The organism is Paenibacillus provencensis (genome assembly GCF_042678545.1).
Taxonomy (GTDB): Bacteria; Bacillota; Bacilli; order Paenibacillales; family Paenibacillaceae; genus Paenibacillus; species Paenibacillus provencensis.
Genome location: NZ_JBHTKX010000001.1, coordinates 3392889 through 3407877 on the forward strand (window position 1 = coordinate 3392889; position 14989 = coordinate 3407877).

At 46.3% G+C, this 14989-nt stretch carries 12 protein-coding genes, 2 rRNA genes and 1 riboswitch; of the genes, 2 read left to right on the forward strand and 12 right to left on the reverse strand.

Features of this window, described 5'->3' with window-relative positions:
• Position 1: 1 nt before the first annotated feature.
• The 9 genes from purS to ACFQ3J_RS16195 all read right to left on the reverse strand — a co-directional run bounded on the left by purS (position 2) and on the right by ACFQ3J_RS16195 (position 8324).
• A complete protein-coding gene (purS, locus tag ACFQ3J_RS16155) occupies positions 2-247 on the reverse strand; it encodes a phosphoribosylformylglycinamidine synthase subunit PurS (protein WP_047912782.1) in 246 nt (81 codons plus the stop codon).
• A gap of 136 nt (positions 248-383) precedes the next feature.
• Positions 384-1265: a phosphoribosylaminoimidazolesuccinocarboxamide synthase gene (locus ACFQ3J_RS16160; protein ID WP_251582791.1), complete on the reverse strand. Its 882-nt coding sequence runs from the start codon at positions 1263-1265 to the stop codon at positions 384-386.
• A 55-nt stretch (positions 1266-1320) separates the two neighbouring features.
• Complete coding sequence (purB, locus tag ACFQ3J_RS16165; RefSeq protein ID WP_091160585.1) at positions 1321-2616, reverse strand: adenylosuccinate lyase; 1296 nt, start codon at positions 2614-2616, stop codon at positions 1321-1323.
• Positions 2613-3797 carry a 5-(carboxyamino)imidazole ribonucleotide synthase gene (gene purK / locus ACFQ3J_RS16170; RefSeq protein ID WP_251582710.1) on the reverse strand — a complete coding sequence of 395 codons (1185 nt, stop codon included), beginning with the start codon at positions 3795-3797 and terminating at the stop codon, positions 2613-2615. Before purK ends, purB begins: the two co-directional genes overlap by 4 nt.
• Positions 3794-4279: a 5-(carboxyamino)imidazole ribonucleotide mutase gene (gene purE / locus ACFQ3J_RS16175; RefSeq protein ID WP_091160589.1), complete on the reverse strand. Its 486-nt coding sequence runs from the start codon at positions 4277-4279 to the stop codon at positions 3794-3796. Before purE ends, purK begins: the two co-directional genes overlap by 4 nt.
• A gap of 285 nt (positions 4280-4564) precedes the next feature.
• Positions 4565-4666: riboswitch (purine riboswitch) on the reverse strand.
• Between the two features lie 251 nt (positions 4667-4917).
• Entirely contained in the window at positions 4918-5352 is a 435-nt protein-coding gene (locus ACFQ3J_RS16180; protein WP_251582712.1) for a universal stress protein, read from the reverse strand.
• 89 nt (positions 5353-5441) lie between these two features.
• Positions 5442-5705: a DUF1294 domain-containing protein gene (locus ACFQ3J_RS16185; protein ID WP_091160592.1), complete on the reverse strand. Its 264-nt coding sequence runs from the start codon at positions 5703-5705 to the stop codon at positions 5442-5444.
• A 247-nt stretch (positions 5706-5952) separates the two neighbouring features.
• On the reverse strand, positions 5953-6090 hold the full coding sequence (locus tag ACFQ3J_RS16190) for a hypothetical protein (protein WP_170862554.1): 138 nt from the start codon (positions 6088-6090) through the stop codon (positions 5953-5955).
• Between the two features lie 92 nt (positions 6091-6182).
• The gene (locus tag ACFQ3J_RS16195; protein ID WP_251582714.1) at positions 6183-8324 is read right to left on the reverse strand and encodes a DNA topoisomerase III; all 2142 of its coding nucleotides are present in this window, start codon (positions 8322-8324) and stop codon (positions 6183-6185) included.
• Between the two features lie 403 nt (positions 8325-8727).
• On the opposite strand from ACFQ3J_RS16195, the gene ACFQ3J_RS16200 reads away from it, so the two are divergent.
• Together ACFQ3J_RS16200 and ACFQ3J_RS16205 are read left to right on the forward strand one after the other, a co-directional pair.
• The gene (locus ACFQ3J_RS16200; protein WP_251582715.1) at positions 8728-10665 is read left to right on the forward strand and encodes an amidase family protein; all 1938 of its coding nucleotides are present in this window, start codon (positions 8728-8730) and stop codon (positions 10663-10665) included.
• 361 nt (positions 10666-11026) lie between these two features.
• Positions 11027-12058 carry a potassium channel family protein gene (locus ACFQ3J_RS16205; protein ID WP_251582717.1) on the forward strand — a complete coding sequence of 344 codons (1032 nt, stop codon included), beginning with the start codon at positions 11027-11029 and terminating at the stop codon, positions 12056-12058.
• A 66-nt stretch (positions 12059-12124) separates the two neighbouring features.
• Here the strand turns inward: ACFQ3J_RS16205 and ACFQ3J_RS16210 are convergent, their stop codons facing one another.
• The 3 genes from ACFQ3J_RS16210 to ACFQ3J_RS16220 all read right to left on the reverse strand — a co-directional run.
• Positions 12125-13120, reverse strand: a complete 996-nt coding sequence (locus tag ACFQ3J_RS16210) for a ketoacyl-ACP synthase III (RefSeq protein ID WP_251582719.1) — start codon at positions 13118-13120, stop codon at positions 12125-12127.
• Positions 13121-13263: 143 nt separating this feature from the next.
• Positions 13264-13380 (reverse strand): 5S ribosomal RNA (rrf, locus tag ACFQ3J_RS16215).
• 246 nt (positions 13381-13626) lie between these two features.
• Positions 13627-14989, reverse strand: a 23S ribosomal RNA gene (locus ACFQ3J_RS16220); the annotation flags it as partial.

The following is a 14989-nucleotide window of genomic DNA, read 5'->3' on the forward strand; positions in this document are numbered from 1 at the left end:
ATTAAACCTCCAATTCAAAGCGGTAGTCTTCGACAACCGTATTTGCGAGCAGCTTTTCACACATGACCTTAACGCGTTCTTCTGCTTCATTACGATCACTTGTATCCAGTGTCAGCTCCAGATATTTGCCGATGCGTACCCCTTCCACTTCACTGAAGCCCATGGAATGGAGCGCGCCTTGTACGGCAACGCCTTGAGGGTCAAGTACGCTTTGCTTAATCGTAACGTATACAGTAGCTTTTATCATGATCGGAAGTTCCTCCTAAGGAATGTTTTTAAGGTTTGGACTATGATTAATGATGATAATGATTGCTAATATAAAGCTTTCATCTGCTAAGTTTCCATAACACGGATATGGTACTGAGCCATATAGAACTTCTAGATTAACGAGTCAGCCTGTCCTTAATCTCTTTATAGCGTCTGCTCGTTTCCTCCACTACATGCCCTGGAAGCGGCTCCGGCTGGCTGTTCTTATCCCAATCGGTGGATGCCAGATATGCTCTTACCGGCTCTTTATCCATACTGTCTATCTCAATGTCCAGCGCGTATTTCTCCTTGGCCCAGAAACGGGAGGCATCCGGTGTAAAGATCTCATCAATCAAAATGACCTCTCCGTCCACCATCCCGAACTCAAACTTGCAATCCGCCAAAATAATGCCTCTTTGTTCGCAATAGTCTCTCGCAAACTCATACAACTGAAGGCTCTTCACTTCAAGCTCGAGTGCAAGCTTCTCTCCAACCGCTGCTTTCATCTGCTCCATGGAAATATCCTCGTCATGTCCGACGTCGTTCTTGGCAGCCGGCGTAAAGATCGGCTTGTCCAGCTTCGCATTTTTGCGAAGTCCTTCCGGAAGCTTAATCCCGTTAACCGTGCCGCTGGACTGATACTGCCTCCAGCCGCCGCCGGTAATGTATCCGCGAACCACGCACTCGATATCGATGCGCTCAGCTTTTTTCGTGACCATAATCCGATTCCTCAGCGCCTCTTTATCCAGAACAATATCTCCCAGTTCATCTACATTGGTATGAACGACGTGATTCGGCATCCATCCCTTGGTTTGGTCAAACCAGAAAGCACTAACTGTGTTGAGTACATTGCCCTTCTCTGGGACAGCCGGCTCCAGCACATAATCGAATGCTGAAATCCGGTCCGTTACGACGATCAGAAAATGCTCACCAAGATCGTACAACTCCCTAACCTTGCCTTTGTATAACAGTGGTGCGTTAATTAGCTCTGCTGCGGTGGATAAAGCCATAACGTTAATCACTCCACGTTTTATTATTTGTTAAGCCGTAACAGCCTTCTAAGATTCTGTTCGACTAGTTCAATCCCAGTTTGTCAAAAATCGTATCCACATGCTTTAGATGCCATGCCGGATTAAAGGCGTCCTCGATCTCTTCTGTGCTGAGCACTTCGGTGATCGCAGGCGTAGCTTCCACGATGTCGCGGAATTGGCGCTGCGTCTCCCAAGCTTCCATCGCACGAGGCTGAACCGTATCATAAGCTTCTTCACGGCTGAAGCCTTTATCAATCAGCTTCGTCATAATGCGTCCGGAGAACGGAACACCGAAGGTACGGGACATGTTGCGCTTCATGTTCTCAGGGAACACCGTCAAATTCTTGATGATGTTGCCAAAACGGTTCAGCATATAGTTCAGCAGCATCGTTGCATCCGGTAGGATTACACGTTCTGCTGAGGAATGCGAAATATCACGCTCATGCCACAGCGTTACGTTCTCATAAGCTGTCAGCATATGTCCGCGAATAACACGGGACAAGCCGGAGATGTTCTCACTGCCGATTGGATTGCGCTTGTGCGGCATAGCAGAGGAGCCTTTTTGACCCTTAGCAAAAGCCTCTTCCACTTCACGGAATTCACTCTTCTGGAGCGCGCGTACTTCAGTTGCAAATTTGTCCAGGGAGGTAGCAATCAGAGCAAGGGTTGCCATATATTCTGCATGGCGGTCACGCTGTAATGTCTGAGTCGAGATCGGTGCCGGCTTCGTGCCCAGCTTCTTGCACACGAACTCCTCAACGAATGGATCAATGTTCGCATAAGTACCTACAGCACCGGAAATTTTGCCGTATTGGACATTGTCAGCAGCATGACGGAAACGTTCCAGGTTACGCTTCATCTCTTCATGCCACAGTGCCATTTTCAGACCAAAGGTTGTTGGCTCTGCATGTACACCATGGGTACGTCCCATCATCGGGGTATGCTTGTATTCGACCGCTTTGTCTCTCAGGATCTGAATGAAGTTCAGGATGTCTTTCTCTAGAATTTCATTTGCTTGACGAAGCAGGTAGCCGTTCGCTGTATCTACAACATCTGTAGAAGTCAGTCCATAATGCACCCATTTGCGTTCCTCTCCAAGACTTTCGGATACAGTGCGTGTAAAGGCGATTACATCATGGCGCGTCTCCTGCTCGATCTCGTAAATCCGGTCAATGTCAAAGCTTGCTTTCTCCCGAAGGACAGCTGCGTCCTCTTTTGGAATAACGCCCAGTTCAGCCCAAGCCTCGCATGCACAAATTTCCACTTCCAGCCAAGCTTTAAATTTATTTTCTTCCGTCCAAATCGCCCGCATTTCGGGTCTGCTATAACGTTCAATCATTTGTATTCGTTCCTCCATATATTGGTTTTGCCAATCCAATCCAGTGCATGCTGCACATCATGGCATAACAGATTAATATGTCCCATTTTACGGCCCGTCTTGGCATCTGCTTTGCCGTACAGGTGAAGCTTAGGCACGACGCCCAGTTCATCAGCGTCTGCATCCTTTTTGGCAAATCGATCAATTACTGCTTCGATATGCTCTCCCAGGACATTTACCATCACAACCGGGCTAAGCAGGCACGTATCTGCAAGAGGCAGACCACAGATCGCTCTCACATGCTGCTCGAACTGCGATGTGCTGCACGCCTCCATTGTATAATGACCTGAGTTGTGAGGCCGAGGTGCCAATTCGTTAACGTACAGCTGTCCATCTCTTGTCACAAACATCTCGACAGCCAGCAGCCCAACAGCTCCCATAGATTCGGCGATCTTAGCTGCGAGCTGCTGCGCTTCGAGCTGGAGCTCTGAAGACACTCTCGCCGGTACAACTGAGGTATGCAGTATGTTATTCACGTGTACATTCTCAGCCGGGGGGAATGTTCGAATCTCTCCTTGGGGATTGCGTGCAGCGATGACCGATATTTCGCACTCAAAGGATACAAATTGCTCCAACACAAGCTCCGTACCAAGTCCAGCCAGCTCTTCGTAAGCCGTAAGCGCCGTCTCTGTATCGCGAATGACCCGCTGTCCTTTGCCATCATAGCCTCCAGTTACGGTCTTGAGCACACAAGGAACACCTAATGCCTCTATCGCTGCGCTCATGTCCTCCGCACTCGTAATTTCCCGATATGGAGCAACCGGCACACCCGCCGCTTCAATTGCACGCTTCTCCCGTAGACGATGCTGTGTCGTATACAGAAGCTTGCTTCCTTGCGGAACATATGCTTCATTCTCCAGCAGTGCTGCCACATCCGCATCTACATTCTCAAACTCATAAGTGATCACATCGCACTCTTCTGCAAGCTGGCGTGCTGCCTTCTGATCATCGTAGCCCGCTACAATTTGCCGTGCTACTTGTCCACAAGGAGAATTGTCTGTCGGATCCAGCGTAATAAACCGATATCCCATGGCTGTACCTGATAATGTCATCATCCGGCCAAGCTGTCCGCCTCCAAGAATCCCAATTGTTGCTCCAGAAGGGAAGACCTTCGTGCTCTCGCTGGTTGGCTTGTTTATCATAACGTATCACTGCTTTCTAATACTTCTTTGCGGATTCGATCTCTGCGTTCCTGCGTTCTTCCTGCAACCTCTGGATCGAAAGCACCGATGATCTGTGCAGCGAGCAGTCCTGCATTGGTTGCTCCTGCTTTACCGATTGCCACCGTAGCTACGGGAATACCACCAGGCATTTGCACAATAGACAGCAGAGAATCGAGACCATTCAGTGCCTTGGACTGAACAGGTACACCGATAACGGGAACCAGGGTTTTGGATGCGACCATTCCAGGCAAATGAGCGGCTCCTCCCGCCCCAGCAATAATCACTTTGATTCCGCGGTCATACGCACCTTCCGCAAATTCAAACATGAGATCCGGTGTACGGTGAGCTGAGACCACCTTTTTCTCATAAGCAATATCCAGCTCGTCCAGCACTTCACAGGCATGTCTCATTGTTTCCCAATCCGATGTACTCCCCATAATTACGGCAACTTGCACTGACATGATATCCACTCCCTTTATTTAGATCAACATGCACCTTCAATTGACGAAAAAAAACCGAAATCCTCGAGGTATGATGACACTATACGGATTCCGGACGATATGAAGATATCAGATGCAGCCATACGGGAGAAATAATAAAACATCTATTGATGTACTTCCACAATAGCCAAGCCCAATAGCTAGGCGCTGCTCAAGTACGCTGCAGAGAGAGACTCTCTATTTCAAGAAGATCCGCTTCATAGCATCTTGAAAAAGCGTCTATCTTGCCTGCACCTGACCCGCTGCTCTAAATTCTAATATCCTCGTAGTCCGGAAATTAACGGTTTCCGGGTAGAAACTTCCGGGCCATATCCCCGGTACTATACGAGTTAATTCTATATTTTTACCGATTCAATTTCATAACTACTTATCATATGGTTTGAAAATAGATTTCTTGGATTTTCGAGTTTATTCTTTTTACCTTTATCAGTTTAACAATCCCCTACACCTGATGTCAACTTAAAGACGAACATTTTAATCTTTACCATATTTATTGTTCGGATATTAATTAATACTAAACATAAATAAAACCAGCAGCTTCCATGAAGTACAGGAAAGATACTGGTTTTTTTGAATAAATGATCTCTGTTTCATCTTGTTTATTTCACGACGAGTACAGGAACGTCTGCTTCCTGAACGACCCGATGACTTACACTGCCCAGCACGAATTCGCGTATACCGCTGAGTCCTCTGCTCCCTATTACAATGAGATCCGTCTCATTCTGTTTCACATACTCTAATATGACATCCACCGGAGAGCCTTGAATGAGCTCAACCTTGGCACCAATTTGCTCGTTTACAAGGCGTCTCTTAATCTCGTCTACGGTCTCTTCAGCGACCTCATATACATCGCTGTTCACCGACGGAGGGATTGGCGCCAGACCTTCGCCGATAAATACCCGCGGAAAATCGTATACGTGAACAATATGCAGTTGTGTATTATCAGACAATTTGGCTAACTCCACTGCGCGCTCAAACGCTTTGTTCGCTAACTCTGATCCGTCATATGCAAGTAGAATATTGGAAAAAGTCATGAGGAACGCCACCTTTCTGTATGTACTTTATATTTAACCGATTACGGATTTGTTTGAATCACCAAGATCAATTGAGCCTAAAGGTGGCTTCAGCTCAAAAAATAGCCGTATAGTATAGCATTAACGAAGAGCAGAACAGGAACTCCAATGGTAAAGCTGGCATGCCTTGTTTTGTGTCGCTTCCGGTACATTGCAATCAGAATGCCAAGTGAACCACCGATGGCGGCAAGTAAAAACAACGTTTTTTCTGGAACCCGGTCTCGTCTTCTCTGTGCTCTTCTCTTATCCTCTGACATCACAAGATATGCTACCACATTTATAAAAACAAACCATACAATAATGCCTGTCCGCATTGGCAATTCCCCTTTCTTTAGGGATCTCATTCCCCACTCCATTATAGCTTCAGTAGAAACAGAGTGACAATGAGTTCGGACGGGCTCAGCTGTAATAGCTAAATGTATTGTATCTAAATCAACTTCATTCTATGCGTTAGCTATGCTGGCATCATATATCGACTGGAAACATACAAAAGAACCAGATTCAATACTGAATCTGGTTCTCATGCTGCCAGCTCATCGCTGCTAAATAGCAGCTTACAGCTTAGGATTCCTGCTTAGGAATGCCGTTTAAGCTTGGCGGAGTGTGGGCTGCCTTGGCCGGACGAAGTGATTTACTTTCCTCTAGCACACTAGACTTATTTTGCTGGTTTTTAATTTTCAGCGGTTTATGATAAGGCATGTGTCGCTCACCCCCCTACGACATAGATTGTCATCTTCCAAGGAGCATTATACGGATACTTCGTAGTGCACCGCATTACATCGACACGCTGCTTATTTGTCTTCTCTCTTTTCCATGGCTGCCTTTAGCAGATCACCAAGATTTGAGCCAATCGGCTCCTTCTTCTCAAACTGCTTAACGAGCTTCTGCTGCTCCCGTTTATTAACCCGCTGCTTGTCCTTATCCACCGTCTCCGTAATGCCACATGGCAGACACTGCACATACATTCCTGCCTTGCCTTCTCTAAGCTCCATCTTCTTATGACACTGCGGGCAACGTCGGTTGGACAAACGCTTCTCTGCCGACCGCTTATAACTGCAGTCCTCAGAAGGACAGACGAGGAACTTGCCTCGCTTGGATTTCTTCTCGAGCAGTCTTGTACCACAATCCGGACAATGGCTGTTAGATACATTATGCGGCTTGTATTCCGTGGTACTATTCTTAACACTGCGAACAAGTTCATCGGCCATCTTCCGAATTCCATTTAAAAATGGTTCCGGAGAGCCCTGTCCTTTGGCGATGCGTTCCAGCTCTGATTCCCACTTGGCGGTAAGCTCTGGTGTGCGGAGCTGTGGTGCTGCCAGCTCAATCAGCTGCTTCCCTTTTCCCGTTGGGTGCATCACATTGCCTTGACGTTCAATTGTATCACTGCTGACAAGCTTCTCGATAATATCGGCTCTCGTTGCAGGCGTACCCAGACCATGCTTCTCCATCTGAGCAAGCAAAGCCGCTTCATTGTAACGTTTTGGCGGCATGGTACGGGCAGCTTTAATAATACAACGCTGTATCTTAAACATTTCCCCTTCGCGAAGCTCAGGCAGCTCCTGTCCACTTCCTCTTGAATCCGAGGCATCATCAGAAGCGTCTTCATCCTCATCGCTATAACCTTCCGCACCATATACTTCACGCCATCCGTGATTTTTGACCGTCGTTCCTTTCACAATGAAGGCTTCATTCTCTGCCTCAATCTTGACCTGCACTGCATCATATCTAGCCGCTGGGTAGAACAGACTTATGAATCGTCTTACGATCAGATCGTAGAGCTTGCGCTCCTCCGTAGACAATTGATTGAGCAGAACCGTTTGCTCTGTAGGGATAATGGCATGGTGATCACTCACTTTACTGTCATCCACCACACGCTTTGTGATATGAAGCTTGGCACGAAGCAGCGGTCTTGCTAGTGGACCGTAAGGGCCTACCGCTACACTTTCAAGACGTTCCTTGAATGTCTCTGCCATATCCGAAGGCAAGTATCTGCTGTCTGTCCGTGGATAAGTGACGAGCTTATGCTGTTCATACAATTTCTGCAGGAGATTAGAGGTTTGTTTGGCTGAGAAACCATATCGCTTGTTGGCATCTCTCTGCAGCTCGGTCAAGTCATATGCCAGCGGATGGGATTCAACCTTCTCGCTTTTTTTCACTTGAAGGACTTTGCCGGATCGTCCTTCAAGCTTACGTTTAAGTTCCTCTGTCCGTGCTTTATCAAAAATACGAGATTCTCCCTGAGGCGCTCGCCACATCGCTTGGAAGCTGCCAAAATCAGCAGACAACGTTTCGTATTCTTCTGAACGGAAATTCATAATTTCTATTTCCCGGTTCATAATCATGCCGAGCGTCGGGGTTTGAACACGTCCTGCAGACAACTGAGCGTTATATTTAACCGTAAGTGCACGGGTGACATTTAGACCGATCATCCAGTCCGCTTCAGCGCGGCAGCGTGCGGATTCATACAAACGATCGAACTGCTGACCGGGCTTTAAATTTGCAAATCCTTCTTTGATCGCTTTATCCGTCTGAGACGAAATCCATAGGCGTTTAAAAGGCTTCTTGAAATGCGCCATCTGCATAATCCAGCGGGCAAGCAGCTCACCCTCACGGGCAGCATCTGTTGCAATAACGAGCTCCTTAATGTCTTGTCTCTTCATTAGCTGCTGTACTGCTTTATATTGATGTTGGGTTTCTCGGAGGACCTTCAGCTTCGTCTGCTTTGGCAGAATCGGCAGATCCGCAAGGTTCCAGGTTGCATATTTATGATCATAATCCTCAGGCTCAGCCAACCCGACCAGATGGCCCAAGGCCCAAGTCACTACATATTTAGGTCCTTCAAAATAGCTCTTATGCTTCTCTCTACTTCCCATCACACGTGCAATCTCACGTGCCACTGAAGGTTTCTCTGCTAGAACAAGTACTTTCATGTGACTCTCCTTTCTATAACATCCTCCATTATAACACTCCTTCAAAGTGCCCGCGAAAGAAGAACTTCTTCATTCAGGACAGTCAATAGACTAGAGGTGATGGGAGTAACAAGTGAAAATCAAACCAAGAAGCCCGCGATTTGTACACGTCATGTCATATTATTTTACATTTAATCTATGATATTAGTCTTAAGACTCTTTTCGCATTTTTTTGGTACGGAGATAATCAATTGAAATAATGAGTATTATGCTGTAAATATTGGATGTAATCGCTTTATTAGAAGTCATGCATCCTTGTAACAATTTATAACATTAAATATGATTTAACTGAATCATTTCCTTGATGAATAATTATATGGAATGGATTCTGAGCTCTAAATCATCTTACAAGGAGAGTGTTTAAATGAAGTTGAACCAGCCGTTACATCGTTGGAGAAAAGGTGGACAAGCCTTGCTTGCAGCTGCACTCCTATCCAGCTCCTTCCTGCTTCCTGCCTATACTGCGTCAGCAGCAGACGGAACGAATTCAAGTGTTACATCTTCTGTTGAGACTGCCTCTAATAAGCAGGCAGACGCCGCGTATTTCTACGACCAAATGAAGCTAGCCGCGGAAACGGCCGGGGTTCCCTTTACCATGGAGAAGGTCACTGGAACAGTTATGCTCAGACAAGCCGCAGCCCAAGCAATCCAGAACTGGCTCTCTTTGCCTGCATCGGACATTCCATACAAAGATATTCCTCAGAACAGCTCCTATGCTGATGCTATAAGTGCCGTAACTCAAGCAGAAATTATGACAGGCTACAGCAAAGACTCCTTCTTTCCCAAAACTCCTCTTACCGTCAAAGATGTCGATCTTATATATGATCGTGTTCTAGAATACATACAGCCTTTTGAAGTAGAGGAAGCTACAATCGCAGATATGCAAAAAGCGATGGAACAAGGAAAATTAACCTCCGTCCAGCTTGTGCAAATGTATCTTGATCGTATTGAACAGTATGATGATCAAGGTCCTTCTCTAAATGCAGTGCTCACGATTAATAACGATGCTCTTGATATCGCAGCAGAGCTCGATGAGGAACGTACAAGGACAGGAGCTCGCAGTAATCTTCACGGGATCCCGGTTCTGGTCAAGGACAATTACGATACAAATGATATGCCGACATCAGCAGGCTGCCTATGCCTCAAGGACTCTGTTCCAGATGAAGATGCAGAGCAAATCGCCAGATTGAAAGAAGCAGGGGCAATCATCTTGGGCAAAACAAATCTGCATGAGTTTGCCTTCGGCATTACAACCTCCAGCTCGTTCGGTGGACAAACCTTAAATCCATATGCACTTGATCACTATCCCGGCGGTTCAAGCGGAGGAACGGGTGCTGCGATCGCTGCAAACTTTGCAGCTGCGGGTTTAGGCACAGATACCGGAGGCTCTATCCGGATCCCTTCCAGCTTTAATAGTCTTGTAGGTATCCGTCCAACGATTGGACTGGCAAGCCGTGACGGAATCATTCCTTTAGCACTCACACAGGATGTAGGCGGACCCATGGCACGCACCGTTGAGGATGCTGCGATTATGCTGGATGCTATTGCAGGATATGACCCCGAAGATGTAGTCACAGCAGCAAGCGTCGGACAAATTCCGGAGAGCTACACGGATGATTTGGATGCAGACGCCCTTGAAGGTGCTCGTATTGGCGTAGCTACTGAGCTCTTTGGAAGCAGCAGTGATGCAGAACAAGAAACTTCGTCCATTATTTACAACGCGATTGATGAAATAGAGCGGCTTGGTGCAACGGCTATAGAGATCCAACTCCCTAATTTGGCCGAGCTCGCTAAGTATCCAAGTCTCAGCAGCTATGAGTTCAAATTTCAACTTAACGATTACCTTGAAGGACTCGGTGAAGATGCTCCATACTCCACTTTGTCTGAGATCATTGCTTCCGGCAATTATGATCTAGACCAAGAGCAATCGATGAAGTCCCGTGATGCCCGTGAAACATTGGAAACCGAGGAGTACAAAGATATCGTGCTGAAGCGAACCAAGCTGGCCAAAGACGCTCTCCTAAAGGTGATGGCAGACAATAACCTGGATGCCATTGTGTACCCGAGTACTACCCAATCTGCTGCAGTAATAGGTGAGCCTCAAAATGTCGGAGGCAATAACCGGCTTAGTGCCTTTTCTGGATTCCCCGCCATCACGGTTCCAGCTGGATTCACCACGGACGGACTTCCTGTCGGTATTGAATTCCTTGGCAGAGCTTATGATGAAGGGAAGCTCATTAAGCTCGCTTATAGCTACGAGCAGGGAACACAGCACCGTAAAGCCCCTATGTTGACTGAGTAGTTATCCGTATCACTTAACAGTCTCATATTTCAAATGAAGAGCATATGCCGATCCTGTCGGTGTGTGCTTTTTTGCTCTTTTGATCTTTTTTCTCGGAGAGGATTTAGATAGCCGGGCGACAAGAAATTCTATATAATATAATTCGCTGAATCCATTTCATAAATCATTAAATAGGTAAATTTAAAACTATATAGACAAATAAAATCATTTTGATCTATATATACCCTTGATATAAGCAGCTAAAGGTACTATGAAATTGATTCTCACCGTAAAGATATTGAAATATTGTGAAACGTAGTTTCACTCTCACCGTAAATAGATGCCATACACCAGCTACATCAGTTAGAGAATGAGGTGACCCATGTTATTCTGGCGCAAAGCTTTCGAAAAAATGTTTAAAATGAGTAATATATCTCTTATCTATTTTGCACTTTCCTTCTTCTTAATTAGCCCGATCATCATTCATATCCTGGAGCCGGAGAAGTTTACTAACTTTGCCAAGGGTCTATGGTGGGTCGTTGTCACAACCACTACAGTGGGATATGGGGATTATTTTCCTGAAACAATACCTGGAATGATATTTGGTACTATTGTTATTTTTACGGGGCTTTTTCTCATCGGGACCCTTATTGCAAAAATTTCTGAGAGATTTACAAAGTGGATTAAGATGAAGGAGGAAGGCAAAATGGATTATAGAGGAGAGAATCACTACGTCATTATCGGCTGGTCCGATGATAAGATTAAGGATACAATAAAGGAAATGCTAAACAGCGACACCGTCCATAACATCGTTCTTATAGCTGACCTGCCTTCAAGCCCCATAGATCATAGTCAAATCCATTACATACAAGGCGAGCCGACGGAATACGAGACACTTGATCGTGCAAACGTAGCCAAATCGAAAGCCGTTATTATCTTTTCTCCTCAAGGTGTCCCGGCCAAATATGCTGATGGACAAACACTGCTCATCGCAACAACAATCGAAAGCTACGGTGAGAAAATGAATTGTCAAATATACACCATAGCAGAGATCCTTAAGGAGAATCACCGGATTAACTTTAAACACGCTAAGGTGGATGAGCTCATACTTTCACAGCAGTCTATCTCTTATCTAATTGCGCATGCCAGCGTTCAGAAAGGATCTTCTAAATTATTCATGAACCTGCTCAGCACGGAGAGTGGCGAGAAAATATATGTTATTAACAAGAAGAAAGAATGGATAACATACAATGACGCGTTCGAGGATATAAAAACAATGGGTGCCTTATTAATTGCCGACCACGATGACACTAGTATTATAAGAAGACCTGATGCCATCATTCCAGATCAAGCTAAGCTATTTATTATCGCTAATGAGAGTACATTTCAAAAGATAAGTGAAGCGCTCTCTTGATATGCAAGCAAATAGATTATTGAAGACTAGAATAGGAATGAGGACAAGTTCCCCATTCCTATTCTTTTAGTTGCTATCCGGTACGGTCCAGCGCATAATTACTCCTGCATAGGTTAGACCTCCGCCAAATCCAAACAATAACATCTTATCATTAAATTTGAGACGTCCTTCATCAAGACCGAGCTGTATAGCTAAGGGAATAGAAGCAGCTGAGGTATTGCCTCTAAACTCCACACTAGTTAACGTGCGCTCAATCGGGATCGGACCTTTTACACAAATTGACTCAATCATTCTCAAATTGGCGCTATGGGGTACAAACCAATTAATATCTTCCGGCTGCAGCCCTGATTGCTTAATAAGCTGATTAGATGCCTCAGGTACATAACGTACTGCCCATTTGTAGACCTCTCGACCATTTTGAACAAGAAATGGGTCCTTCTCGAGATTCATACCATCAATTTCTGTAGCAAACGTTCTTCTATATAAATGTCCCCCACCACTGCCATGGGTGCCGGATACCGAGGCTATAAAGCCAGGATGGTCATCATCACTTTCGATCAACACGACTCCGGCCCCATCCCCAAAAAGGATGCAGGTTGAGCGATCTGTATAGTCTGTGATTTTGGAAAGAGTCTCAGCACCAACAACAAGCACTTTCTTGTGAATACCACTGGATACCATACCATCAGCCAACTGCAATCCGTAAACAAATCCCGCGCAAGCTGAGCCCAGATCAATAGCACCTGCTTGTTTAATATTGAAATGGTGTTGAATTCGGGAAGCTACGTTTGGAAAAGTATACTCGGCTGTACTAGTGGCAACTAGAATCATATCTACATCTGTTATATCAACAGAGTAACGCTTAATCATGTCTGCAACTGCTTTGTAACTCAAATTAGAAACAAACTCGTTTTCTGCAGCTATTCTTCTTTCACGCATGCCTGTACGTTGTACAATCCACTCATCATTCGTATCGACCATTTTTTCGAGATCTGCGTTAGATAATATCTTCTCTGGTACATAAGTTCCTATTGCCGTGATTTTCGCTTTAGACTGATACATCCTGTTCACCTTCCTTACAGTTAGTGCTCTTATTATATCACTTAGTACTAGTACTTGGTACTAATATTTAAATAAATCACATTCATTTTTTATTCGGGCAAAAAAAAGACACTATCGATGAAAATCGATAGTGTCTTATGTATGCTTGGCGGCGTCCTACTCTCCCAGGACCCTGCGGTCCAAGTACCATCGGCGCTGGAGGGCTTAACGGTCGTGTTCGGGATGGGTACGTGTGGAACCCCTCCGCTATCGCCACCGAACAGGATTTTTCGAAGCCTTCGCTTCTTGAAAAATCATCTGAAAAATCCATTCTTCACGTTAGAATCGGTACATCACATGAGTGTGTATGATTCTATAAGTGTGAACTTTTCAATTCAGGATTTACTCCCTGAAAACTAGATACGAAACAATTTTGGATTTATTGCTTTCCCCGTTATTCTCGGGGTCCCCGCAAAGTACTCGGAATTTACTCCGGAAGCATTCACTTCACTTTGTGGGGTGTTTTTTTGGATAAGCCCTCGACCGATTAGTACTGGTCAGCTCCATGCATTGCTGCACTTCCACCCCCAGCCTATCTACCTCGTCGTCTTCAAGGGGTCTTACTAGTTGGGAAATCTCATCTTGAGGGGGGCTTCACGCTTAGATGCTTTCAGCGCTTATCCCGTCCGTACATAGCTACCCAGCGGTGCTCCTGGCGGAACAACTGGTACACCAGCGGTACGTCCATCCCGGTCCTCTCGTACTAAGGACAGCTCCTCTCAAATTTCCTACGCCCACGACAGATAGGGACCGAACTGTCTCACGACGTTCTGAACCCAGCTCGCGTACCGCTTTAATGGGCGAACAGCCCAACCCTTGGGACCTACTTCAGCCCCAGGATGCGATGAGCCGACATCGAGGTGCCAAACCTCCCCGTCGATGTGGACTCTTGGGGGAGATAAGCCTGTTATCCCCAGGGTAGCTTTTATCCGTTGAGCGATGGCCCTTCCATGCGGTACCACCGGATCACTAAGCCCGACTTTCGTCCCTGCTCGACTTGTAGGTCTCGCAGTCAAGCTCCCTTGTGCCTTTACACTCTTCGAATGATTTCCAACCATTCTGAGGGAACCTTTGGGCGCCTCCGTTACTCTTTAGGAGGCGACCGCCCCAGTCAAACTGCCCACCTGACACTGTCCTCGCACCGGATCACGGTACCAAGTTAGAACCTAGATACGATCAGGGTGGTATCCCAACGTTGCCTCCACAGAAGCTGGCGCTCCTGTTTCCTAGGCTCCCACCTATCCTGTACAGATCGTACCCAAATCCAATATCAAGCTGCAGTAAAGCTCCATGGGGTCTTTCCGTCTTGTCGCGGGTAACCTGCATCTTCACAGGTATTAAAATTTCACCGGATCTCTCGTTGAGACAGCGCCCAAGTCGTTACGCCATTCGTGCGGGTCAGAATTTACCTGACAAGGAATTTCGCTACCTTAGGACCGTTATAGTTACGGCCGCCGTTTACTGGGGCTTCGGTTCACAGCTTCGGGTTTAACCCCTAACCGCTCCCCTTAACCTTCCAGCACCGGGCAGGCGTCAGCCCGTATACTTCGCCTTGCGGCTTCGCACAGACCTGTGTTTTTGCTAAACAGTCGCTTGGGCCTTTTCACTGCGGCCCCCTCGTGCTATTCACACTACCGGGGCACCCCTTCTCCCGAAGTTACGGGGTCATTTTGCCGAGTTCCTTAACGAGAGTTCTTCCGCGCGCCTTAGAATTCTCTTCTCACCTACCTGTGTCGGTTTACGGTACGGGCACCTTCATCTGGCTAGAGGCTTTTCTTGGCAGTGTGAGATCATGACCTTCGCTACTGTAATTTTCGCTCCCCATCACAG